20 protein-coding genes are annotated in these 22,240 nt (G+C 65.2%); 16 read left to right on the top strand and 4 right to left on the bottom strand.

All coding sequences use genetic code 11. From position 1 onward, the window contains the following. Positions 1–3: 3 nt before the first annotated feature. The 3 genes from rsgA to FHW64_RS18700 all read right to left on the bottom strand — a co-directional run bounded on the left by rsgA (position 4) and on the right by FHW64_RS18700 (position 2,623). Entirely contained in the window at positions 4–930 is a 927-nt protein-coding gene (gene rsgA, locus FHW64_RS18710) for a ribosome small subunit-dependent GTPase A (RefSeq protein WP_184528874.1), read from the bottom strand. 72 nt (positions 931–1,002) lie between these two features. Then, positions 1,003–1,338 (bottom strand): 4a-hydroxytetrahydrobiopterin dehydratase, encoded by a 336-nt coding sequence (locus FHW64_RS18705; protein ID WP_184528873.1) that lies wholly within the window; start codon positions 1,336–1,338, stop codon positions 1,003–1,005. A 13-nt stretch (positions 1,339–1,351) separates the two neighbouring features. Then, positions 1,352–2,623: a M48 family metallopeptidase gene (locus FHW64_RS18700; protein ID WP_184528871.1), complete on the bottom strand. Its 1,272-nt coding sequence runs from the start codon at positions 2,621–2,623 to the stop codon at positions 1,352–1,354. Between the two features lie 77 nt (positions 2,624–2,700). On the opposite strand from FHW64_RS18700, the gene orn reads away from it, so the two are divergent. The 6 genes from orn to FHW64_RS18670 all read left to right on the top strand — a co-directional run bounded on the left by orn (position 2,701) and on the right by FHW64_RS18670 (position 9,311). Next, positions 2,701–3,291 carry an oligoribonuclease gene (gene orn / locus FHW64_RS18695; RefSeq protein WP_184528869.1) on the top strand — a complete coding sequence of 197 codons (591 nt, stop codon included), beginning with the start codon at positions 2,701–2,703 and terminating at the stop codon, positions 3,289–3,291. Between the two features lie 228 nt (positions 3,292–3,519). Further along, positions 3,520–5,304 (top strand): DEAD/DEAH box helicase, encoded by a 1,785-nt coding sequence (locus FHW64_RS18690; protein WP_184528867.1) that lies wholly within the window; start codon positions 3,520–3,522, stop codon positions 5,302–5,304. A 201-nt stretch (positions 5,305–5,505) separates the two neighbouring features. Further along, complete coding sequence (locus FHW64_RS18685; protein ID WP_184528865.1) at positions 5,506–6,579, top strand: NAD/NADP octopine/nopaline dehydrogenase family protein; 1,074 nt, start codon at positions 5,506–5,508, stop codon at positions 6,577–6,579. Further along, positions 6,569–7,570, top strand: coding sequence for a 3-hydroxybutyryl-CoA dehydrogenase (locus FHW64_RS18680; RefSeq protein WP_184528863.1), 1,002 nt, complete (start codon positions 6,569–6,571; stop codon positions 7,568–7,570). Before FHW64_RS18685 ends, FHW64_RS18680 begins: the two co-directional genes overlap by 11 nt. Continuing rightward, entirely contained in the window at positions 7,567–8,370 is an 804-nt protein-coding gene (locus tag FHW64_RS18675; protein WP_184528862.1) for an alpha/beta fold hydrolase, read from the top strand. Before FHW64_RS18680 ends, FHW64_RS18675 begins: the two co-directional genes overlap by 4 nt. After that, positions 8,367–9,311 (top strand): zinc-binding alcohol dehydrogenase family protein, encoded by a 945-nt coding sequence (locus tag FHW64_RS18670; RefSeq protein ID WP_184528860.1) that lies wholly within the window; start codon positions 8,367–8,369, stop codon positions 9,309–9,311. The genes FHW64_RS18675 and FHW64_RS18670 overlap by 4 nt, the downstream gene beginning before the upstream one ends. Positions 9,312–9,324: 13 nt before the next feature. Here the strand turns inward: FHW64_RS18670 and FHW64_RS18665 are convergent, their stop codons facing one another. Beyond that, positions 9,325–9,867, bottom strand: a complete 543-nt coding sequence (locus FHW64_RS18665) for a MarR family transcriptional regulator (protein ID WP_184528858.1) — start codon at positions 9,865–9,867, stop codon at positions 9,325–9,327. A gap of 83 nt (positions 9,868–9,950) precedes the next feature. Here FHW64_RS18665 and FHW64_RS18660 point away from each other — a divergent pair, with 83 nt between their 5' ends. The 10 genes from FHW64_RS18660 to FHW64_RS18615 are packed head-to-tail and all read left to right on the top strand — an operon-like array spanning position 9,951 to position 22,037. Further along, positions 9,951–12,110: an indolepyruvate ferredoxin oxidoreductase subunit alpha gene (locus tag FHW64_RS18660; RefSeq protein WP_184528856.1), complete on the top strand. Its 2,160-nt coding sequence runs from the start codon at positions 9,951–9,953 to the stop codon at positions 12,108–12,110. 17 nt (positions 12,111–12,127) lie between these two features. Beyond that, a complete protein-coding gene (locus FHW64_RS18655; RefSeq protein WP_184528854.1) occupies positions 12,128–13,618 on the top strand; it encodes an indolepyruvate oxidoreductase subunit beta family protein in 1,491 nt (496 codons plus the stop codon). Positions 13,619–13,632: 14 nt separating this feature from the next. Continuing rightward, positions 13,633–14,625 (top strand): PDR/VanB family oxidoreductase, encoded by a 993-nt coding sequence (locus FHW64_RS18650; RefSeq protein WP_184528852.1) that lies wholly within the window; start codon positions 13,633–13,635, stop codon positions 14,623–14,625. Between the two features lie 13 nt (positions 14,626–14,638). Continuing rightward, positions 14,639–15,952 carry an aromatic ring-hydroxylating dioxygenase subunit alpha gene (locus FHW64_RS18645; protein ID WP_184528850.1) on the top strand — a complete coding sequence of 438 codons (1,314 nt, stop codon included), beginning with the start codon at positions 14,639–14,641 and terminating at the stop codon, positions 15,950–15,952. After that, positions 15,952–16,437: an aromatic-ring-hydroxylating dioxygenase subunit beta gene (locus tag FHW64_RS18640; RefSeq protein ID WP_221210368.1), complete on the top strand. Its 486-nt coding sequence runs from the start codon at positions 15,952–15,954 to the stop codon at positions 16,435–16,437. The genes FHW64_RS18645 and FHW64_RS18640 overlap by 1 nt, the downstream gene beginning before the upstream one ends. A 7-nt stretch (positions 16,438–16,444) precedes the next feature. Then, positions 16,445–18,067, top strand: coding sequence for an AMP-binding protein (locus FHW64_RS18635; protein WP_184528846.1), 1,623 nt, complete (start codon positions 16,445–16,447; stop codon positions 18,065–18,067). Further along, positions 18,064–19,233, top strand: a complete 1,170-nt coding sequence (locus FHW64_RS18630) for a thiolase family protein (protein ID WP_184528844.1) — start codon at positions 18,064–18,066, stop codon at positions 19,231–19,233. The genes FHW64_RS18635 and FHW64_RS18630 overlap by 4 nt, the downstream gene beginning before the upstream one ends. Beyond that, the gene (locus tag FHW64_RS18625) at positions 19,230–20,483 is read left to right on the top strand and encodes an SDR family NAD(P)-dependent oxidoreductase (protein ID WP_184528842.1); all 1,254 of its coding nucleotides are present in this window, start codon (positions 19,230–19,232) and stop codon (positions 20,481–20,483) included. The genes FHW64_RS18630 and FHW64_RS18625 overlap by 4 nt, the downstream gene beginning before the upstream one ends. Before the next feature lie 13 nt (positions 20,484–20,496). Next, positions 20,497–21,309 carry a cyclase family protein gene (locus tag FHW64_RS18620; RefSeq protein ID WP_184528841.1) on the top strand — a complete coding sequence of 271 codons (813 nt, stop codon included), beginning with the start codon at positions 20,497–20,499 and terminating at the stop codon, positions 21,307–21,309. After that, entirely contained in the window at positions 21,306–22,037 is a 732-nt protein-coding gene (locus FHW64_RS18615; protein WP_184528839.1) for an SDR family NAD(P)-dependent oxidoreductase, read from the top strand. Before FHW64_RS18620 ends, FHW64_RS18615 begins: the two co-directional genes overlap by 4 nt. Positions 22,038–22,240 lie beyond the last annotated feature (203 nt).

Genomic DNA, 22,240 nt, shown 5'->3' with positions numbered 1-22,240 from the left:
GCCCTAGTAGCGTGGCTGGCTGAGTTCGGCAAACAGCTCGCCGTAGATTCGGTAGCGCGACGGGCTGATGGTGCCTGCCTCCACCTGCGCGATCACGCCGCATCCGGGTTCGTGCAGGTGCGTGCAGTTGTAGAACTTGCACTCGGTCGCATGCGCCGCGATATCCGGCATCAGGCGCGCAAGGTGCATTGCCTCGATGTGGTGGAGGCCGAATTCCTGGAAGCCCGGCGAATCAATGAGTGCGGTGTCGCTGGACCTGTCCATCCAGTACCAGGTGGTTGTCGTGGTCGTGTGCTTGCCGGAATTGAGCGCCTGCGAAATCTCGCCCGTCTGCGCCGAGGCGCCCGGCACCAGCTGATTGATGAGCGTGCTCTTGCCCGCGCCGGACGGACCCAGCACCAGCGTCGTCTTGCCGGCGAGCAGCCCGGTCAGCGCGTCGCGGTCCGAGGCATCCGCTGCCTTGAGTGCCAGTGGCAGTACCTGATAGTTCATCTGCCTATAGGGCGCGAGCCGCTCCCAGGCCCGCGCGAAAGCGGTCGCAAGGTCGCGCTTGTTGAGCGCGATCACCGGCGTGATGTGCTCGGCCTCCGCCGCTATGAGCGCGCGAGAGAGTTGGCTCTCGGAGAACTCCGGTTCAGCCGCGACGAGGATCAGCACCTGGTCGAGATTGGCCGCGAACGACTTGGTGCGGATCTCGTCCTGACGGTAGAACAGGTTCTTGCGCGGAACGACCTTTTCAATGGTGCCTTCGTCTTCGCTTGCCTGCCATTGCACGCGGTCGCCGACGACCGCCTGGCTCTTCTTGCCGCGCGGATGGCAGATGACTCGTTCGCCCTCAAGCGTCTCGACGATGCAATGGCGGCCGTGACTCGCAACGACAAGTCCCTCGCTCAGCGCGGCACTCGTCGTGCCGCCGCGATGCTTAGCCAAGGAAGCACCCCGGCAAGCCAGCGGTGCTCTCGTGGCCAAAGCCTGGAACCCCGCGAAACCGGCGGGTGAGCTTCATGCAATCAGCGCATCGGCCTGCGCTGCGCACTCGAAATCGGTCGCCGAGATGCCCGACACGTCGTGCGTATTGAAGCGCACCACGCAGCGGTTGTAGTGCACCGACAGGTCAGGATGATGGTCCTGCCGGTGCGCAATCAGTGCGAGTGCGTTGACGAAGGCGATGGTCTCGAAGTAGTTCGCGAAGGTGAATGTCTTCTCGATCGCGACGTCCTTGCCATCGCCGGCGAGCTTCCAGCCGTCGAGTTTCGCGAGGCTCGCGACGATCTCCGTCGCGCTCATGGCGCGGCGCGGGTGTGACTTCCAGTCCTGGATCTTCAGCATGCTGCTCATGATTGGCTCCCGATCAGGCCGCGGCCATGCGCGCGAGGCGCTCGGACGCTGGCGGGTGCGAGTAATAGAACTTGACGAACACCGGATCGGGCGTGAGCGTCGAAGCGTTGTCCTTGTAGAGCTTGAGCAGTGCGGCGGAGAGATCCTTGCCGCTCGTTTGCGCGATGGCATAGGCGTCCGCCTCGAATTCGTGCTTGCGCGAGATCAACACCGGCAGCGGCGCGACGAAGAAGCCGAATACCGGCACCGCCAGCATGAACAGGAGAATCGCGAGCGCGTCGTTGGGCGCCGAGAGATTCGGCTGCACGCCCAGCCCTGTGTAGAACCACGTGTGGCTCGAAAGCCAACCCAGCAGCGCGAAGCCCGCAAGACTCAGCGCGAACATCGCCACCATGCGCTTGACCACGTGCCGGTGCTTGAAGTGGCCGAGCTCGTGCGCCAGCACCGCTTCGATCTCGCCGGCGTTCAGCTGGCGCAGCAGCGTGTCGTAGAACACCACGCGCTTGCTGGCTCCAAACCCGGTGAAGTAAGCATTGGCATGCGCGCTGCGCGTGCTGCCGTCCATCACGAACAGGCCCTTGGCCGAGAAGCCGCAGCGCTGCATGAGCGCATTGACGCGGGTCTTCAGGGCGGCGTCGTCCAATGGCTGGAACTTGTTGAAGAGCGGCGCGATGAAGGTCGGATAGACCAGCATCAGCAAGAGATTGAAGCTCATCCACACGCCCCAGGCCCATAGCCACCAGAACGCACCGACCGCATGCATGAGCCAGAGAATCAGCGCGGCGAGTGGCAGGCCGATCGCGGTGCCGAGCAGGATGCCCTTGACGGCATCATTGATCCACAGGCGCCAGGTCATCTTGTTGAAACCGAAGCGCTCCTCGAGCACGAAGGTCTGCCATAGCGTGAAGGGCAGTTCGAGGATGCCGCCGATCAGCGCGAATGCACCGAACAGGGCGAGTTGCTGCCACATGCCGCCGCCCAATGCAGTCAGGAGCAGGCTGTTGAGGAGATCCAGTCCGCCGAGCAGCGTCCATCCGAGCAGGATCGCGGCGCTCCAGGCCATTTCGATGACGCCGAGCCGCGTCTTGGCGATCGTGTAGTCGGCAGCCTTCTGGTGCGCGTCCAGCGTGATTGCCTGTTGGAAGGCAGCAGGCACGGCCTGGCGATGACGCGCCACATGCCGGACTTGCCGCGATGCGAGCCAGAACTTCACGACCAGCCCGGCGACCAGCGCAAGGGCAAAAGCCAGGGTGGTGGCGAGAGACGCGGGGATGGGAGTCGGCATGGCGGCCGAGTTTAGCCCGCGGCCCTTCAGCCGTGGGCAGCCCGCCCGACGGCAGGGCCATCGACGACAATCGCCGGATGCCCGAATCCATCGAAACGACCGCACCGGCGGTCACGCTCGGCAGGAGCGACCAGAACCTTGTCTGGCTGGACTGCGAAATGAGCGGCCTCGACCCCGAAAAAGAACGCCTGCTCGAAATCGCCGTGGTCGTGACCGGCCCCAACCTGACGCCCCGTATCGACGGGCCCGTCCTCGTCATCCACCAGAGCGATGCAGTCCTCGACGGAATGGACGCTTGGAACAAGGGCACGCATGGTCGCAGCGGCCTGATCGACAAGGTCAAGACCTCGACGATCGACGAGGCGGAAGCCGAGCGTCAACTGCTGGAATTCATCGCGCGCTACATCCCCAAGAGTGGTTCGCCGATGTGCGGGAACACCATTGGCCAGGACCGTCGCTTCCTCGTGAAATACATGCCCAAGTTGGAGGCGTACTTCCACTATCGGAATCTCGATGTGAGCACGCTCAAGGAACTCGCCAAGCGCTGGAAGCCCGCGGCGTTCAATGCCTTCAAGAAGCAGCAGGCGCACACGGCGCTGGCCGATGTCCACGAATCCATCGAAGAACTGGAGCACTACCGCGAGACCTTCCTTCGCATAGAGGATTAGGTAAAAACCCGAAGGCGTGCCATAATTGCGGGCTTCGCTGATTTGACATGCCAATCAAGCCAGCGATTCCTCCCGCATCTCCCTATCTTGCACATCGCGCCCGCTGAATATCAGCACATGGGGCCGCAACCTCGATGAATGTCGAAGTTGAAGTCGTTGGATGGTTGATGTTTTTTTGACCACCCGACGGAGCGCTACTCACGGTAGCGCTCGCGTAAGAGACTCTTGATGACTGACGCTTTTGAAGCGCAGCGCGACTTCGCGCCTGCGCAATCCGACAGCTTTGCCGTTTCCGGCGAAGCCGCAACCATTTCCACCGTTTCCGAACTCGAGGCGCTCGACGCCGCCGAGGCGGACGCGCCCAAGGAGCCCAACGGCTTCATCAAGCTGGGCCTCGCGCCCCAGCTGATCGCCGCAGTCGAAGACCTGGGCTTCACCCAGCCGACCGCCGTTCAGGAACAGGCCATTCCGCGCGCCATGACCATGAGCGGCAACGGCGAAGGCGCGACCCGCTTCGTCGACCTGATGGTGTCGAGCCAGACCGGCAGCGGCAAGACCGCAGCCTTCCTTCTGCCTGTGCTGCACACGCTGCTGCAGCGCCAGGCCGAAGCCGAAGCGGCTGCAAAGGCCGAATTCGAGCGCCTCGCCGCCGAAGCCGCTGCCCGCGGCGAAGCGCCGCCCAAGAGGCCCAAGCGCAAGGATCCGACCAACAGCCGCAACTTCAAGCCGGCCACGCCCGGCGCGCTGGTGCTGTGCCCGACGCGCGAACTCGCGCAGCAGGTGGCTCATGACGCGATCGATCTGGTCCGTCACTGCCGCGGCCTGCGCATTGCCAGCGTTGTGGGTGGCATGCCTTACCAACTGCAGATCCAGCGTCTGCAGAACGCCGATCTCGTGGTCGCGACGCCGGGTCGTCTGCTCGACCTCCAGCGTTCGATGCAGATCAAGCTCGAACAGGTCAAATTCCTCGTCGTCGACGAGGCCGACCGCATGCTCGACCTCGGCTTCTCCGACGATCTGGCCGAGATCAACCAGCTCACCATCGAGCGCCAGCAGACCATGATGTTCAGCGCGACCTTCGCGCCTCGCATCCAGCAGCTCGCGACCCGCGTGATGCGCGAGCCGCAGCGCGTCACGATCGCCAGCCCGCAAGAGAAGCACGCCAACATCAAGCAGGTTCTCTTCTGGGCCGACAACACCCAGCACAAGCGCAAGCTGCTGGACCACTGGCTGCGCGACACGACCATCAACCAGGCGATCGTCTTCGCAAGCACGCAGATCGAATGCGACGGTCTCGCCAACGACCTGCAACAAGACGGCTTCAGCGCCGTCGCGCTGCACGGCGCGCTGAGCCAGGGCCTGCGCAACCGCCGGCTCATGGCGCTGCGCAACGGCCAGGTCCAGATCCTCGTCGCCACCGATGTGGCGGCGCGCGGCATCGACGTGCCGACCATCACGCACGTCTTCAACTTCGGCCTGCCGATGAAGGCCGAGGACTACACCCACCGCATCGGCCGCACCGGCCGGGCAGGGCGTGACGGCCTCGCCGTGACCTTTGCCGAGTTCCGCGATCGCCGCCGGATCTTCGACATCGAGCAGTACAGCCGCCAGCAGTTCAAGTCGGAAGTGATCCCGGGTCTCGAGCCGCAGCAGCGCCCGCCGCGTTCGCAGGGCGATTTCGGCGGCCGCGGCCGCAGCGACGGCCATTCGCGTGACCGCAAGTTCGGCGGCGGCCATCGCGGCGGCGGCTATGCCGGCGCCAGCGGCTTCAACGACCGCAATTCGCGCGGCCCGAGCAACGCCGGCTTCGGCGGCGGACGTGACAACGAAGGCTACGGCCGCAAGTCGGGCTGGGGCGAAAGCGCGCCGCGCGGTTACGGGAACGGAAACGGAAACGCTGCAGGCGCTCCGCGCCGCGACGGCTTTGCCCCGCGCGGCCACGCCGGAGCCGGTGCCGGCAAGGCCTTTGTGCCGCGCGACGGCCAGAAGCGGGGCTTCAAGCCGAGCCGCTAAGGCGATCCGCTACTCAAACCAAAAAGCCCGCGCTTGCAGAAAGCGCGGGCTTTTTTGTTACCGCCGACCTATCGGAAACGCGAACAGAGGGTCTAAATTGATTGACTCCTGAACAGTTGAAAAGTAATGTATTGAGGCCTCAAGTCCTCCGGAAGCGCCTTTGCGGCCGGTTTGTCCACCTCATCTTTCTTCTGTTGCCCTATGAAAATCGCGATTCTTGGTGGTGGTCACGGCGCCTATGCGGCCGCCGCCGACCTGTCTGAAGCCGGACATGAAGTGCGCCTCTGGCGTCGTGATGCAGCGGCTCTGGAGCCCGTCATCCGCACCGGCTCCATCACGCTGAAAGACGCTGCCGGCTCGCGCGACGTCAAGATCGCGCTCGCCACGCCCGACATCGGTGCGGCGATGAACGACGCCGAACTCATCGTGCTCCCGACGCCCGCCATCGCGCAGGATGACATCGCGCGCACCATGGCGCCGCACCTGGTCGACGGGCAGGTCGTCTTCCTGCCGCCCGGGACCTTCGGCAGCTACGTGATGGCGCGCATCGTGGCCGAATCGGGCAACCGCGCCGACGTGGCCTGGGCAGAAACCGGCACGCTGCCGTACCTCGCGCGCAAGCACGGCGAGCGTGAAGTCAACGTGACGATCCGCGCCATCCGCCTGCCAACTGGCGTCTATCCGGCGCGCAAGGAGGAGGCGGCGATCGCGGTCATCCGCAAGGCGTATCCCTCGGTCCACGGCTGCGGCGATGCGCTTTCGGGCGCATTGATGAACGCTGGCCCGATCATCCATCCGCCGCTGATGGTGATGAACGCCGCGCCGCTGCAGCACTTCGAGCGCTGGGACATTCACAACGAAGGCACGCAGCCCTCCGTGCGTGCCGTGACCGACAAGCTCGACCGGGAACGCATGGCGGTGCGCGAGGCGCTCGGCCACGGCGCGCCGCACTATCCGCTCGCAGATCACTACAACAACGACCAGTGGATGTACGGCGATGCGCACAAGCAGCTCGTGAAGTCGGGCGACTGGCGCGAGAACATCGACCTGCATTCGCATCGCTACATCACCGAAGACACCGAGCTCGGCCTGGCCTTCCTGGCATCGGCTGCGCGCTACGCCGGTGTCGATGCACCGATCGCGCATGGGCTGCTGGCGATCGTCGGCGGCTTCCTCGGCCGCGATCTGCGCAAGGGCCCGCGCACGCTCGAAACCCTCGGCCTCGACAAGCTGACGCCCGCTGAGCTGCGTAAGAGGCTGCACGATGGCGCATGACAGTCTTCCCCGATTTGCCGCAGTCGGCGCGGGCCGCATGGGGCGCGGGATCGCGATTGCGTTCGCGTATGCAGGCCATCGGATCTCGCTGATCGACCTGCGTCCGCGCAGCGACGAAGCGTGGCAGAAGCTGCGCACCGAGGCGCAGGCGGAAATCACCGCCAGCCTCTCGGGCCTCTCGCAGCTTGGTGTGATCGACGCGGCGCAGGTGCCGGCGATCGCGGCGCGCGTCGAATTCGTCAAAGCCGATGAAGCACCGGCGGCGCTGGCCGCAGCCGAGCTGCTCTTCGAAGGCGTCCCGGAAACACTCGACGCCAAGCGCGAAGCGTTCGAGCACATCAACCGCCATTGCAGCGACGACGCGATCCTCACCTCCACCACCAGCAGCATCCTCGTGAGCGAACTCGCGGCGATGGTGCGGCGGCCGGAGCGCTTCCTGAACATGCACTGGCTCAACCCGGCGTATGTGATTCCGGTCGTCGAGCTGAGCTGCCATGCGGGCACCGATGCCGCAGTGCTCGCACGAACCAAGTCCTTGATGGAATCGATCGGCAAGCTGCCGGTGGTGTGCGGCCCGACACCGGGCTACATCGTGCCTAGATTGCAGGCGCTCATCATGAACGAGGCCGCGCGCATGATCGAAGAAGGCGCAGCCACAGCGGAAGAAATCGACAAGGCCACGCGCTACGGCCTGGGACTGCGCTTCGCGGCGCTCGGCGTGGTGGAGTTCATCGACTTCGGCGGTTGCGACATCCTTCATCACGCAAGCCGCGAGATGTCGGGCTCGATCGATCGCGCTCGCTACACCGCGCCTGCGATCGTGGATCGCATGGTCGAAGAAGGGCGGCTTGGCCTCAAGAGCGGCAGCGGCTTCTACGAATACGAAGGTCGCGATGTGCCGGCGTACCGACGCGATGTGCTATCGCGCACGCTCGGCATGCTGAAGCACGCCGGGCTGTGGAAGCCACCCGCGAGCGAAACGCAGTCATGAACAACATCCGGCGCGCGTTCGCGGATCTCTCCCCGGGGCAGATCCACTACGCCGAATGCGGCGATCGCGAAGCGCCCGCCGTTCTGCTGCTGCATCAGTCGCCGAGAAGCTGGCGGGAGTACCGCGAGGTGCTTCCGCTGATCGGTGCGCGCCGCCGCGCGATCGCGATGGACACCGTGGGCTTCGGCGATTCGGCCGCGGGCGATGCACCGGTCAGCATCGAGCTATGGGGCCGTGTTGCTTGCGAGCTGCTCGATGCGTTGCGGCTCGACCAGATCGACGTCGTGGGTCATCACACCGGCGGCGTGATTGCGATCGAACTCGCGGCCGCCTTTCCGCAGCGCGTGCGAAGGCTCGTGCTTTCGTCGACGCCCTACACGAACGAAGCCTTCCGCAAGGCCCGCGCGGAACGCCCGCCGATCGACGAAGTCGCTCCGAGCGAAGACGGAAGCCATCTCGCAGCGATGTGGCAGCGCAGGCAGGGGTTCTATCCACCGGGCCGCCCCGAACTGCTCGAAGCCTTTGTGAGCGATGCATTGAAAGCCAGCGGCAGCCCTGAAGATGGCCATCGCGCGGTTGCGGCCTATCGCATGGAAGATCGCATCCACCTGGTCAAGCAGCCCACGCTTCTGATTCGCGCGACGGACGATCCCTTTGCGTCGCCGCATGCTGCCGAACTGCACGAGCATCTCGCGGGCGCGCGCATCGTCGACATCGAGGGAGGAATGGTCCCTCTGCCCGATCAAATGCCCGAGGCCTTTGCGCGCGTGGTGCTCGATTTCCTGGAGACGCCGCCATGAAGGCCGTACGCGTGCATGCCTTCGACGCGCTGCCTGTGATCGAAGACGTACCGGCGCCCACCTTGCGTCCAGGCCGCACGCTGGTGCGAATGGAGGCGGCCACAGTCGGCCATATCGACCGGACGGTATGGCGCGGCAGCTTCCTGAAGCATCCGCCGTTCCCCTATACGCCCGGCGTAGAGGCTGCGGGCGTGGTGGTTGCGAGCCATGTCCATCCCGAGGGCCAGCGAGTGTGGCTACGCGGCAGTGGGTTGGGCACGCTGTTCGACGGCACCTGGTGCGAAGTGATCGACGCGCCCGACGAAGCGCTGGGCCTGCTGCCGGATGGCGTGCCGTTCACGATCGGCTCCGCGTTCTTCTCGCCAAGCACGTCGGCGTGGGTCGCGCTGCATGACGTCGCGCGGCTCGCGGCAGGCGAAAGCGTCCTCATCACTGGCGCCACCGGTGCCGTCGGATCGCTTGCGGTGCAATTGGCCCTCGATGCCCGGGCCGAGGTCACGGCCGTCGTTGCCGATGCATCGCAGGTGGCCTGGATTCCATCGGGTGCCAAGGTGCTTGTGCTCGGTGACGATCCGGCGTCTTCGCTGGACTCTGTGTTGGTCGATCTGCTGGTCGATACTGTGGGCGGCCCAGTGCTCGCCGCCGCGCTGCCTCAAGTGCGGGCGGATGGCCGGGCGGTGCTCGTCGGCTACACGGCCGGCAACACGTTGGCGCTCGACATCGCGCATTTCCTGCAACGGGATGTTTCGCTGCTGCCGCTGAACATGTTCCGCCGCGAACCTGCCGGCCGGGCTGCTGCACCCGAGTTGCTGGCGCGGCTCGCCGATGGTCGACTGAAGCTGGATGTCCAACCCTTCGCGCTCGAAGACGCAGCGAAAGCCATGGACTGGATCAGCCAGCGCGGCCACCGTGGCCGAGCGGTACTGGTGACGGGGCGCTGAGCCGCCCCGCGCTTCATTCCTCTTCGTTCACTTCCGCCGGCGTATCGCCTGGCGCGCGCGCATGCAACTCGATGATGTGCCGCAGTGTGCTCTTGAGATCCTCCGCACGCTGGAGGCCGAAGGGCTCGAGCACGCGCATCTCGTGCTCGCGCGCAAGCTCCATCAGGTGCTCCACCGCCTGCGAGCCCTTGCGTGTGATCCGCACCAAAGTAACCCGCCGATCACTGTCATGGGGCAGGCGTTCGACCTGGCCGCGCGCTTCCATGCGGTCCAGCAACCGCGTCACCGTGGGTTGCTTCGTTACCGTGACTTGCGCCAGCTGGCCGATGCTGATCGCCTCGCCACCCGCCAGTGATGCCATCACCCGCCATTCCGACACCGAAAAGCCGTGTTTGCGCGCAACTTCGTGGAACTCGGAGGAAATGAGCTGACTGGCCTGCGCGAGTAGCGCCGGCAGGTAGTCGTCGACGAAACGGAGCTTGTGCTCCGGCTTCTCCCCGGTGAATGGTCCCTGGTCCGCAGCGGGCACGCTGCTTGCGTGTTTAGGGTTATTCATGATTGTGGATACATTCAGTTCTAAACATTATAGAGACCGAGGTTTCTATTGGAACCCCACGATTCCAGAGAAGAAAGGGCGCCATGGCTGAGCGATCGTTCGTCGAAGAAGTGAAGAAGCTGCGGCTCTCGGGCGGCGAGGTGTTTCGCGGTGAAGGCATTCTGGCAGTCACCAAGGCTCTGCTGGAGTCAGGTGTTTCCTATGTCGCCGGCTACCAGGGTGCGCCGATCTCGCACCTGATGGACGTGCTGGCCGACGCGCAGGACATCCTGACCGAGCACGGCATCCGCTTTGAAAACAGCGCGAGCGAGGCCACCGCCGCCGCCACTCTCGCGGCCTCCGTCAACTATCCGCTGCGCGGTGCGGTGACCTTCAAGGCCACTGTCGGTACCAACGTGGCGTCGGATGCGCTCGCCAACCTGGCGTCTGGCGGCGTCACCGGCGGCGCGCTCGTCATCGTGGGGGAGGACTACGGCGAAGGCTCGTCGATCATGCAGGAGCGCAGCCACGCCTTCGCGATGAAGTCGCAGATCTGGCTGCTCGATCCGCGCCCGAACCTGCCGAGCATCGTGGATGCGGTCAAGCAGGGCTTCGATCTTTCGGAAGCGAGCAACACGCCGGTGATGCTCCAGTTGCGCATCCGCGCCTGCCACGTGCACGGCCAGTTCATTGCCGGCGACAACAAGCGCGCCAAGTTCACGCTCAAGGAAGCGATGGAGAACCCGCGGCGCGACGTCAGCCGCATCGTGCTTCCGCCCGCGAGCTTCCTGCACGAGCAGGAAAAGGTGAAGGACCGCTGGCCCGCCGCGGTGAAGTTCATCGAGGAGCGGCAACTCAACGAGTTCTTCTCCGAAGGCGCGGATGACATTGGGATCATCGTGCAGGGTGGCAGCTACAACACGCTGATGCGCGCGTTGGAGCGACTCGACCTCGCCGACGTCTACGGCAACACCAAGGTGCCGCTCTACGTGATGAACGTGGCCTACCCGGTCATCGAGAGCGAAGTGATCCGCTTCTGCGAAGGCAAGCGCGCCGTGCTGGTGGTCGAAGAAGGCCAGCCGAACTTCATCGAACAGAACCTGGCAACCATCCTGCGGCAGGCGGGCTCCGCCACCGCGCTGCATGGCAAGGACATGCTGCCCGTGGCCGGCGAATACACAGCCGCCGAACTGCTGAAGGGCGCACGCACCTTCGGCGAGCGCTACGGCCGCCTGCAAGCACTGCCGGTGCCCGCACCGGTGCGCAAGGTGATCCCGCTGGTCGCAGCGACCGAACCCGCAAAGCCGCTCGCCGAAAGCGTGCATGCGCGCCCGCCGGGTTTCTGCACCGGCTGCCCCGAGCGCCCGATCTTCAGCGCAATGAAGCTGGTCGAGCGCGAACTCGGCGCCCACCACGTCAGCGCAGACATCGGTTGCCACCTGTTCTCGATCCTGCCGCCCTTCAACATCGGCAACACGACGATGGGCTACGGCCTCGGCGCAGCGGGTGCAGCCGCGCTCAACACGCAGGCCGACAAGCGCGCGATCTCCGTGATGGGCGACGGTGGCTTCTGGCACAACGGCCTGACCAGTGGCATCGCCAACGCGGTCTTCAACGAGAGCGACAACCTCACCATCGTTGTCGACAACAACTACACCTCCGCGACCGGCGGGCAGGACATCCTGTCGTCGAAGGCGGTCAACGCGACGCGCAGCACCGGCCACGAGATCGAACGCGCAGTGCGCGGCGTTGGCGTGAAGTGGGTCAGGACCATGCGCCGCACCTATGACGTCGCTGGCATGCGCGATGCGTTGAAGGACGCGCTGACCACGAAGCAGAAGGGCCCGAAGGTCCTGGTCGCGCAATCCGAATGCATGCTGAACCGCCAACGCCGCGAGAAGCCGCTGGTGCGCAAGGCCATTGCCGACGGCAAGCGCCAGGTGCGCGAGAAGTTCGGCGTCGATTCGGACACCTGCACCGGCGACCACTCCTGCATCCGCCTGTCGGGCTGCCCGTCGCTGTCGATCAAGCCCAACCCCGACCCGCTGCGCACCGATCCGGTGGCGCATGTGCTCGACAGTTGCGTGGGCTGCGGTGTCTGCGGCGAGGTCTCGCATGCTGCGGTGCTGTGTCCGTCGTTCTACAAGGCGCAGATCGTGAGCAACCCCAGCCGCTGGGATCGCCTGCGCGAAGGGCTTCGCCAGCGCGTCATCGGCTGGCTGCAGAAGAGCGAGGCCAAGCGCCGCGCCGAGTACGCCTTCTGAATCGATACGAGCGAGCGATGACTCAACCAATCAAGATTGCAATCCTTGCGATGGGCGGCGAAGGCGGCGGTGTGCTCGCCGACTGGATCGTCGACATGGGCGAAGCCAATGGCTACGTGGCGCAGACCACTTCGGTGCCCGGCGTGGCGCAGCGCACCGGCGCGACCATCTACTACGTCGAGTTGTTCCCGCAGTCGCAAGCCGATGCTGCGGGTGGCAAGCCGGTTCTGGCATTGATGCCGCTGCCGGGCGATGTCGATGTGGTGCTCGCCTCCGAACTGATGGAAGCCGGCCGCGCAGTGCAGCGCGGTTTGGTGACCAACGACCGAACCACGCTGATCGCCTCCACACACCGCGTCTATTCGATCGCCGAGAAAAGCGCGATGGGCGATGGTCGCGTCGACAGCAACGAACTGCTCGGCCACGCCGATCGTGCCGCCAAGCGCTTCATCCGCTTCGACATGGCGCAGGCCGCAGAAGCCTCGGGCAGCGTCATCAGCGCGGTGCTCTTCGGGGCGCTCTGCGGGGCGGGTGTATTGCCCTTCAGCCGTGCGCAGTTCGAGGCCACCGTCGAACGTGGCGGGGTTGGCGTCAAGCCCAGCCTGAAGGCCTTCGGCGCCGCATTCACGCGGGCACAAGGCGAGACGGAAACGCCGGCCGCCGTTCAGCAGACCCCAGCGCCGCAACCGCGCCATCCCGCCGTGCGCGCACTGGTGGAGCGCGTGCAGCATGACTTCCCTGCCGATGCGCATCCCGTGCTGCTCGAAGGCGTGCGCCGCCTGATCGACTACCAGGACATCGAATACGCAGGCCTCTATCTCGACCGCGCGGCTGCTGTTGCAGCGCTGCGCGTCGACGACGGCGGCAAGCTCCTGCGCGAGACCGTCCGCTATCTCGCGCTCTGGATGTCCTATGAAGACACCGTGCGCGTCGCGTCGCTCAAGACCCGCGCGACGCGCTTCGATCGCGTGCGTGGCGAAGCACGCGTGCAGCAGGGCCAGGTGCTCGCGATCAACGAATTCATGCACCCGCGACTGCAGGAAATCTGCGAGACGCTGCCTGCAGGCTTCGGCCGCTGGCTGATGAACTCGACCGCGCCGCGCAAGCTCGTTGAACGCATGACCCAGAAGGGCCGCGTGATCCAGACCAGCTCGCTGCGCGGCTACCTGATGCTGCGCACCGTCGCCGGCATGAAGCGCTGGCGCCGTTCGACCATCCGCTATGCGGACGAGAACCGCCGCATCGAGGAATGGCTCGGCCGCATCGCAGACATCGCTGCGCGCAACCCCGAGCTCGCGGTCGAGGTCGCCCAATGCCAGCGCCTGGTGAAGGGCTACAGCGATACGCATGAGCGTGGCCTTCGCAACTACGACACCGTGATGGCCGCCCTGCAGCGCGCTGGTGCTGCCATCGCGCCCGCTACGTTGCGCGAACTGCGCGACGCGGCGCTAGCCGATGAACACGGCAACAAACTGCGCGCCGCGCTCGCACAGCACGCGCTCGCCTGAACCGGGATCGAATCATGTCCGCCCAACCCGCCACCCTGCAATTGCGCGTCGCCGAGGCGCGTTCGCTCAATCCGCTCATCAAGCTGTTCAGGCTGCGCGCCGCCGATGGCGCGGTGCTGCCGGCCTTCACTGCCGGAGCGCACATTCGCATCGAAGTCACGCTGGCTGATGGCAAGAAGGACTGGCGCCACTACTCGCTGATCAACTTCGCCGCGCAGGCCGATGCGACCGATGCGCCGACCGAATACGTCATCGCGGTCCGCAAGGAAGACGACGGCCGCGGTGGCTCGCGCTTCATGCACGAGCGTCTGAATGAAGGCGACACGGTCACCATTGAAGTGCCGAAGAACGACTTCCCGCTGCACACCGGCCCCGGCGGGACCGTGCTGCTGGCCGGCGGAATCGGCATCACTCCGCTCGCGAGCATGGCGACGCGACGCCGTGCCGAGGGTCTGCCGGTGCGCCTCCACTACGCCGGCCGCAGTCGCGACCTGATGGCTTTCCTGCCTGAATTGCAAGCCGTGCTCGGCGACGACCTGCGCGTGCATGCCGACACCGAGCAAGGCGGCCCCTTCGACATCGGCGCGCTGCTCGACAACTTCCCGGCGGGCGATCGTCTCTATGTGTGCGGCCCGAAGGTCATGCTTGACGCAGTGCTTGTGCAGACGCAGGCGCGTGGATGGACGCACGACCGCGTGCACTTCGAGCTCTTCACCACGCCAGTGGTGGAAGAGGGCGACCACGCCTTCGAAGTCGAACTCGCGCAATCCGGCCAGCGCTTTACGGTGCCCGCCGATCAGAGCATCCTCGACTGCCTGATCGAGCATGGTTGCGACCCGATGTTCGACTGCAAGCGCGGCGAATGCGGTGTGTGCGCGACGCCTGTGATCGACGGCGAGATCGACCATCGCGACTACGTTCTCACCGCGCGCGAGAAGGCCGAAGGCAATGTGATGCAGATCTGCATCTCCCGCGCCAAGGGGCAGCGGCTGGTGCTCGACATCTGAAGGAGACCCCACGATGACTTCATACCGAGGCAACCCCGATGCGGTGCGCGCGCTGGTGCAGGACGACCGCGTGCACCGCGACCTCTACATCAACCAGGAAGTGTTCGAGCTGGAACAGGAGCACTTCTTCGCGAACACCTGGAACTACGCCGGCCACGAGAGCCAGATTCCCAAGTCCGGCGACTACATCACCAACGAGATCGCGGGTCGACCGCTCATCATCACGCGTCACACCGACGGCTCGGTGCGCGTGATGATGAATCGCTGCGCACACAAGGGCTCGCGCCTCGTGAGTTCGCCGTGCGGCAACACCGGCAAGTTCTTCCGCTGCCCGTACCACGCGTGGACCTTCAAGACGGATGGCTCTCTGCTGTCGATCCCTCTGAAGAATGGCTACGAAGGCACGCAGCTCCACGAGTGCGAATCGGCCAAGGGCCTCGTCACGGTAAAGAACGTCCGCAGCCACCGCGGCTTCATCTTCGTGAAGATCAACGATGTCGGCCCGAGCTTCGAGGAATATTTCGGCGACTCGCTGAGCTCCATCGACAATATGGCTGACCGCTCACCGGAAGGCGAACTCGAGATCGCGGGCGGCTGCCTGCGCTTCATCCACCAGTGCAACTGGAAGATGTTCGTCGAGAACCTCAACGACACCATGCATCCGATGGTGGCCCACGAATCGTCCGCCGGCACTGCCAAGACCATGTGGGCCGGCAAGCCCGCCGACGAGCCGAAGCCGATGGCGATCGAGCAGTTCGTGCCCTTCATGTCCGACTACAAGTTCTTCGAGGACATGGGTGTTCGCACCTACGACAACGGCCACAGCTTTACCGGCGTGCACTTCAGCATCCACAGCAAGTACAAGGCGATCCCCGAGTACGACAACGCGATGAAGGCCAGGTACGGCGAGGAGCGCACTGCAGAGATCCTCAGCATGGCGCGGCACAACACGGTGTACTACCCGAACCTCACGATCAAGGGCGCGATCCAGTCGATCCGCGTGGTCAAGCCGATCGCCGCCGACAAGTGCCTGGTCGAGAGCTGGACCTTCCGCCTCAAGGGTGCGCCGCCGGAACTGCTGCAGCGCACCGCCATGTATAACCGGCTCATCAACTCGCCGTTCTCTGTCGTGGGGCACGACGACCTGCAGGCCTATCGCGGCATTCAGGCTGGGCTGCATGCGAGCGGCAACGAATGGGTGAGCCTGCATCGCAACTACGACCCGGCTGAAAAGCAGGGTGGTGAGATCACCACCGTCGGCACCAACGAGCTGCCGATGCGCAACCAGTACAGAAGCTGGGCCCGCTACATGACGGAGACGATGTGATGCAGAACGAAGTCACCCGCCAGCAGCTCATCGATTTCGTCGTCAATGAATCGCGCCTGCTCGACGCCAAGCGCTATGAGGAGTGGAACGCACTCTTCACTGACGATGCCTTCTACTGGGTGCCGCTGATTCCCGACCAGGAAGACGGCATCAACCACACGTCGCATCTCTACGAAGACAAGCTCTTGCGCGACCTGCGCATCGAGCGCCTGAAGAGCCCGCGCGCGTTTTCGCAGCAGCCGCCGAGCCGCTGCCACCACTTGCTCCAGACGCCGACGGTCGAGGAATTCGATGCAGCCGCGAATCGCTTCGTGGTGCGCAGCGAATTCCACTACACCGAATCGCAGGGCGACGAGCTTCAGTTCTACGTCGGCACCTTCTTCCACCACCTCACGGTGCAAGACGGCGCGCTGCGCATGACGCTCAAGCGCGTGAACCTGCTCAACTGCGACGCGGCGCTGCCGGCGGTGCAGCTTTTCATCTAGGGCCGCCATGCATCACACCGTTCACGACGCCTTCAGTGCGAGCGCGCGGCGCACGCCGGGGGCCGAGTTCCTTTTCACCGAATCGGTGACCGCGCAGGCCTACGACATCGCGCCGGGCGCGATCCTCTGGGGCGATGCTGCCGCGCAGGTGGACCGCCTGCGTGCCGCTTACGCAAAGGCGGGCTACGGCCATGGCCATCGCGTCGGGCTGCTGCTGGAGAACCGGCCGGCGTTTCTCTTTCACTGGTTCGCGCTCAACGCACTGGGCGTGAGCGTGGTACCGATCAATGCCGAAATGCGCTCGGCCGAGCTGAGCTACCTCATCGGCCACAGTGAGATCGGCCTTGCAGTGACCTTGCCGCATCGCGCGGATGACCTGCGCGCCGCGGCGAAGTCTGCCGGCATTCCTTTCGAGACGATGGGCCCTGACGATGTGGTGCCGCCATCGACAAAGCCTGCGCCGCGTGCGTCGGAGCCGGTCGGCCTCTCGACCGAATGCGCGCTGCTCTACACCTCGGGCACCACCGGCCGGCCCAAGGGCTGCATGCTGGGTAACGAGTACTTCCTGCGCGCTGGCCGGTGGTACGCGGAACTCGGCGACCTCTGCCCGGTGCGCCCCGATGCCGAACGCATCATCACGCCGCTGCCGCTCAACCATGTGAATGCGATGGCGTTCTCGACCATGGTGGTGCTCGTCGCGGGCGGCTGCCTGGTGCAGCTCGACCGCTTCCACCCGAAGAGCTGGCTCCAGAGTGCGCGCGAAAGCCGGGCGACCATCGTCCACTACCTGGGCGTAATGCCGGCGATGTTGCTGTCCGCGCCTGCAGTGGATGCGGACCGCGAACACGACATCCGCTGGGGCTTCGGCGCCGGCGTGGATCGCAAGAACCACGCACCGTTCGAAGAACGCTTCGGCTTCCCGTTGGTCGAGGCCTGGGCCATGACCGAAACCGGCGCCGCCGCCTGCGTCATGGCGAACCACGAGCCGCGCCATGTCGGTACCAATTGTTTCGGTCGCCGCGAGGACTTTGTCGAGATCCGTCTGGTCGACGACGAAGGCCGAGATGTACCCGATGGCACGCCGGGCGAACTGCTGGTGCGCTCGTCGGGCAATGATCCCAAGCGCTACTTCTTTTCCGGCTACCTGAAGGACGAAGAAGCCACGCGCGAGGCCTGGGCCGATGGCTGGTTCCACACCGGCGACATGGTGCGCCGCGATGGCGAAGGCAACTACTTCTTCGTCGATCGCAAGAAGAACGTGATCCGCCGCAGCGGCGAGAACATCTCGGCGGTCGAGGTGGAAAGCGTGCTCAACCAGCATCCGGCGGTGAAGACCTCCGCCGTGGCTGCGACACCCGACACGGTGCGCGGCGATGAGGTGCTGGCCTGCATCGTGCTGCGCGAGGATGCAGATTCGAGCGAACCCGCGAAGCTCGCGTCGAGCATCGTGGACCATGCGTTGGCTCAGCTCGCGTACTACAAGGCGCCGGGCTACGTGGCGTTCGTCGAAGCATTGCCGCTCACGGCGTCGCAGAAGATCCAGCGCGGGCAGCTGCGCGAGCTCGCGCATTCGTTGCCCGGCAGTGCGAACTGCGTCGATACGCGCTCGATGAAGAAGAGGCAGTCATGACACGGCGACTTTCCTACGAAGGTGTGGCCGTCGCGGTGCCGGTCACGGTGCCCTACGTGCGCTACTCCACACGCAGCGCGCACTGGTTCCTCGGCCAGGCGATCGAGTCGCTGGTGAAGGAAAGCGGCGTGAAGAAGGAGCAGATCGACGGCCTGTGCGTCAGCAGCTTCTCGCTGGTGCCGGATACGGCGGTCGGCGTCACGCAGCACCTGGGCCTCTCGCCCCGCTGGCTCGACCATGTGCCGACCGGTGGCGCATCCGGCGTGATGTGCCTTCGCCGTGCTGCGCGTGCAGTGCAATCAGGCGATGCGGACGTTGTTGCCTGCGTCGCCGCCGACACCAACCATGTCGATTCGTTCCGTCTCACGCTTGGCAGCTTCAGCAACTTCGCGCGGGATGCGACCTATCCGTATGGCTCGGGCGGCCCGAACTCGATCTTCGCGATGATCACGTCGCACTACATGCGCACGTTTGGAGCCAAGCGCGAGGACTTCGGCCGCATCTGCGTGGACCAGCGCACCAACGCGCTGAAGAACCCGCATGCGATGTTCAAGAAGCCGCTGACGCTCGACGAATACATGGCCGCGCGGCCGATCTCCGATCCGATCCATCTCTTCGACTGCGTGATGCCGTGCGCAGGGGCTGAAGCCTTCCTCGTGATGAGCGAAGAGCGTGCGCGCGACCTCGGCCTGCCACATGCGGTGATCCGCGGTGCCATCGAGCGGCACAACGCCTATTCCGAAGACCCCGTGATGGTCCGCGGCGGCTGGCGCATGGATCGCGACGACCTCTACGCGCAGGCCGGCGTCAAGCCCGCCGACATCGATTTCGTGCAGACCTACGACGACTACCCCGTCATCGTGATGATGCAATTCGAGGACCTCGGGTTCTGCGAGAAGGGCGAAGGATCGGCCTTCGTCCAGTCGCATGTGATGACGAACGAAGGCAGCTTTCCCAACAACACCAGCGGCGGGCAGCTCTCTGCCGGACAGGCCGGTGCAGCGGGCGGCTTCCTCGGCATGACCGAAACCATTCGCCAACTGACCGATGCTGCCGAAGCGCACGCAGTGCCCGATGCGCAGCTCGGCCTTGTCGCCGGCTTTGGCATGGTCACCTACGACCGCTGCCTCTGTACCGGCGCGATCATCCTCGGGAGACCGGCATGACGATGCCCCTGATGCGCCCCAAGCGCAAGAACCCCGTCCTGCGCACCCGGCAGATGAATCTGCCGCCGTGGGCACGTGGCCGCGTCGCGCTCGGCATCACGGCCGGCGCTGCGGAAGGCCGCTTCGTGCTGCAGACCTGCGAGGACTGCGGCACCGTGCAATACCCACCGCGCGAGGCCTGCCACAAGTGCCTTTCGCCGCGTCTGCACTGGCGCGAACAGAGCGGCGAAGGCGAGCTGTTGAGCGCGACCACGCTGCACCACAGCAACGACCTGTTCTTCCGCGAACGGCTGCCATGGCGGCTGGGCCTCGTGCACCTCGATGCCGGCCCGACGCTGATGGTCCACCTCCACGGCGAAGTCGGCGATGCGCCCCAGCGCGTGCGCGTTGGCGCGCGGCTCGATCGCGCCGGACAAGCCGTCCTCATTGGATTTCCGAACGAAGGGAGCCCCCACATGGCTGACGACAAGATGCTCCGTGAAATGACGAGCGACCCGAAATTCCGCAAGGTGCTGGTCACCGACGGCAAGACCGAAGTGGGCCAGGCGATGGTCCGGGCGCTGGTCAAGGCCGGTGCCGATATCGTCTGGGTTGGCCACGCCGAGCCGTGGAAGAAGATGGGCGGCCTCGAAGACATCACCGCGTTGCCGCAGGTCACGCTGGTGCCGCTGGACCTGACCAATGGCCGCTCGGTGAGCGAGTTGGCCGGCGAGATCGGCGGCAAGGTCGACATCGTCATCAACACCGCGGAAGTGCATCGCACCTTCGGCATCGGTTCGCGTCGCGGCACCGATGTGGCGAAGGCGGAGATGGACATCAACTACTTCGGACTGCTGCGATTGGCTCAGGAGTTCGGTCCGGCGCTCAAGGGGCGGTCGGCCGATGGCATCACTGGCGCGACCGCGTGGGTCAATCTGCTGTCGATCTACGCGCTGACCAACTTTCCGCCGCACGGCACCTTCAGTGCTTCGAAGGCAGCGGCGCATTCGCTCGCTCAGTGTCTGCGCGCAGAAATGCGGCCTGCGGGCATTCGCGTGATCAACGTGTTCCCCGGTCCGATCGACGATGAATGGAACCAGCACACGCCGCCGCCCAAGCTCGCACCGAGCGCGCTCGCGAATGCGATCGTGAAGGCGCTGCGGGATGGTGTCGAAGACGTGTACCCCGGCGACGTGGCCCAGGAGTGGCTCGAACGCTGGCGCGACAACCCCAAGATCCTCGAACGCGAACTCGCGGCGGGCGGCAGCTGAGCGGAGAAACCGAATGACGACCACCACTGAACTGATGTCCACCGCCGAAATCCTCGGCGGCCTCGTGACCGCAATGGCCAGCGGCCGCATCCGCGTCATCGACCTCACGCAGACGCTGACACCCGAATTTCCGCAGATCGCGCTGCCTCCCGAGATGGGCCAGTGCTGGCCCTTCCGCATCGAGGAAGTGTCGAAGTACGACGAGCGCGGCCCGGGTTGGTACTGGAACAACTTCTCGTGCGGCGAGCACACCGGCACCCACTTTGATGCGCCGATCCACTGGATCTCCGGCCGCGACTTGCCGAACAACTCGGTCGACACCATTCCCGTGCAGCACTTCGTCGCGCCGGCCTGCGTGATCGATTGTTCGCCGCAGGTAAAGGACGACCCGGACTACCTGCTCACCATCGAAGACATCGAGGACTACGAGTCGAAGCACGGCCGCATTCCGAAGGGCGCCTGGGTGCTGATGCGGACCGACTGGTCGAAGCGGCAGGACCCCGAGGCCTACCAGAACTTCGACGAGACCGGCCAGCACACGCCCGGCCCGAGTGCGGAAGCGGTGCGCTTTCTGGTCGAGCAGCGCGATGTGCTCGGTTTCGGCTCCGAAGCGATCGGCACCGATGCCGGGCAGGGCTACCACCTGCGGCCGCCGTACCCGTGCCACTACTTCATGCACGGCGCAGGGCGCTACGGCCTTCAGTGCCTGAGCAATCTCGACCTGCTGCCGGCAAGCGGTGCGGTGTTGATCTGCCCGCCGCTCAAGATCGAGAAGGGCAGCGGCAGTCCGCTGCGTGTGCTCGCGCTGGTGGGAGCTTCGGCATGAGCGCGGCAACAAAGGTTGCGGCCGTCACCGGCGGCAGTGCCGGCATCGGCAAGGCCATCTGCGAAGACCTGCTCGCACAGGGCTACGAAGTGGTGTCGCTCGCGCGGCGTCGCAGCGAGATCGACCATCCGAAGCTGCACAGCATCGAGGTTGATCTGACTGACCGCGCGGCGACCGGCCAGGCTGTTGCGGAACTCGTGCGGCGCTTCGATGTGACCACGGTGGTCCACAACGCCGGCGTGATCCGACCCGCGTTGCTGGCCGAAGTGAAGCTCGACGATCTCGACGCGCTGGTGGACCTGCACCTTGGCTGCGCGATCCAGCTCGTGCAGGCCGCATTGCCAACCATGCGCGCACAGCGCTTCGGCCGCGTGATCCTTCTGTCGTCGCGCGCCGCGCTCGGCTTGCAGACGCGCACCAGCTATTCCGCGACCAAGGCCGGCATGCTCGGCATGGCGCGCACCTGGGCGCTCGAACTCGCGCCCGATGGCATCACGGTCAACGTCGTCGCGCCGGGGCCGATCCGCACCGACATGTTCTACGACGTGGTCGAAGCCGGCAGCGAGAAGGAACGCGCGCTCGCTGCGTCTATTCCCGTCAAACGACTGGGTGAATCGGCGGACGTCGCACGCGCGGTCCGGTTCTTTGCGGAGCCCGCAAACAGCTTCGTGACCGGCCAGGTCCTTTATGTGTGCGGCGGCACCAGTGTTGGAAGCCTCGCCCTGTAGCGGTGCGTCATAGCGAATGCCAGGAACCCCGCGGAACCGGCTTTGCCGGGCCGCTGGGGTTGCCCCCGGAAGGGGGTGCCCGAGCGACACGAAGTGGGCGAGGCTGGGGGAGAACTCCCTACCCCTCGTTTTCACTGCCTTGTCATTGCGTTGCACGCCCGCTAGCATGGTTTACATCTAAACATTTCAGAAATCATTGGTTG

The sequence above is a fragment of the Variovorax sp. Sphag1AA genome (assembly GCF_014192575.1).
Taxonomy (GTDB): Bacteria; Pseudomonadota; Gammaproteobacteria; order Burkholderiales; family Burkholderiaceae_C; genus Variovorax.
The sequence above is the reverse complement of the archived record's forward strand: the minus strand, read 5'-3'. Positions and strand labels throughout refer to the sequence as shown.

What these genes read in the sequence shown, in the direction of transcription:
- FHW64_RS18705 (WP_184528873.1), bottom strand. Translation starts at nt 1,338, where the DNA reads ATGAGCAGCATGCTGAAGATCCAGGACTGGAAGTCACACCCGCGCCGC.
- FHW64_RS18700 (WP_184528871.1), bottom strand. Translation starts at nt 2,623, where the DNA reads ATGCCGACTCCCATCCCCGCGTCTCTCGCCACCACCCTGGCTTTTGCC.
- orn (WP_184528869.1), top strand. Translation starts at nt 2,701, where the DNA reads ATGCCCGAATCCATCGAAACGACCGCACCGGCGGTCACGCTCGGCAGG.
- FHW64_RS18690 (WP_184528867.1), top strand. Translation starts at nt 3,520, where the DNA reads ATGACTGACGCTTTTGAAGCGCAGCGCGACTTCGCGCCTGCGCAATCC.
- FHW64_RS18685 (WP_184528865.1), top strand. Translation starts at nt 5,506, where the DNA reads ATGAAAATCGCGATTCTTGGTGGTGGTCACGGCGCCTATGCGGCCGCC.
- FHW64_RS18680 (WP_184528863.1), top strand. Translation starts at nt 6,569, where the DNA reads ATGGCGCATGACAGTCTTCCCCGATTTGCCGCAGTCGGCGCGGGCCGC.
- FHW64_RS18675 (WP_184528862.1), top strand. Translation starts at nt 7,567, where the DNA reads ATGAACAACATCCGGCGCGCGTTCGCGGATCTCTCCCCGGGGCAGATC.
- FHW64_RS18670 (WP_184528860.1), top strand. Translation starts at nt 8,367, where the DNA reads ATGAAGGCCGTACGCGTGCATGCCTTCGACGCGCTGCCTGTGATCGAA.
- FHW64_RS18665 (WP_184528858.1), bottom strand. Translation starts at nt 9,867, where the DNA reads ATGAATAACCCTAAACACGCAAGCAGCGTGCCCGCTGCGGACCAGGGA.
- FHW64_RS18660 (WP_184528856.1), top strand. Translation starts at nt 9,951, where the DNA reads ATGGCTGAGCGATCGTTCGTCGAAGAAGTGAAGAAGCTGCGGCTCTCG.
- FHW64_RS18655 (WP_184528854.1), top strand. Translation starts at nt 12,128, where the DNA reads ATGACTCAACCAATCAAGATTGCAATCCTTGCGATGGGCGGCGAAGGC.
- FHW64_RS18650 (WP_184528852.1), top strand. Translation starts at nt 13,633, where the DNA reads ATGTCCGCCCAACCCGCCACCCTGCAATTGCGCGTCGCCGAGGCGCGT.
- FHW64_RS18645 (WP_184528850.1), top strand. Translation starts at nt 14,639, where the DNA reads ATGACTTCATACCGAGGCAACCCCGATGCGGTGCGCGCGCTGGTGCAG.
- FHW64_RS18640 (WP_221210368.1), top strand. Translation starts at nt 15,952, where the DNA reads ATGCAGAACGAAGTCACCCGCCAGCAGCTCATCGATTTCGTCGTCAAT.
- FHW64_RS18635 (WP_184528846.1), top strand. Translation starts at nt 16,445, where the DNA reads ATGCATCACACCGTTCACGACGCCTTCAGTGCGAGCGCGCGGCGCACG.
- FHW64_RS18630 (WP_184528844.1), top strand. Translation starts at nt 18,064, where the DNA reads ATGACACGGCGACTTTCCTACGAAGGTGTGGCCGTCGCGGTGCCGGTC.
- FHW64_RS18625 (WP_184528842.1), top strand. Translation starts at nt 19,230, where the DNA reads ATGACGATGCCCCTGATGCGCCCCAAGCGCAAGAACCCCGTCCTGCGC.
- FHW64_RS18620 (WP_184528841.1), top strand. Translation starts at nt 20,497, where the DNA reads ATGACGACCACCACTGAACTGATGTCCACCGCCGAAATCCTCGGCGGC.
- FHW64_RS18615 (WP_184528839.1), top strand. Translation starts at nt 21,306, where the DNA reads ATGAGCGCGGCAACAAAGGTTGCGGCCGTCACCGGCGGCAGTGCCGGC.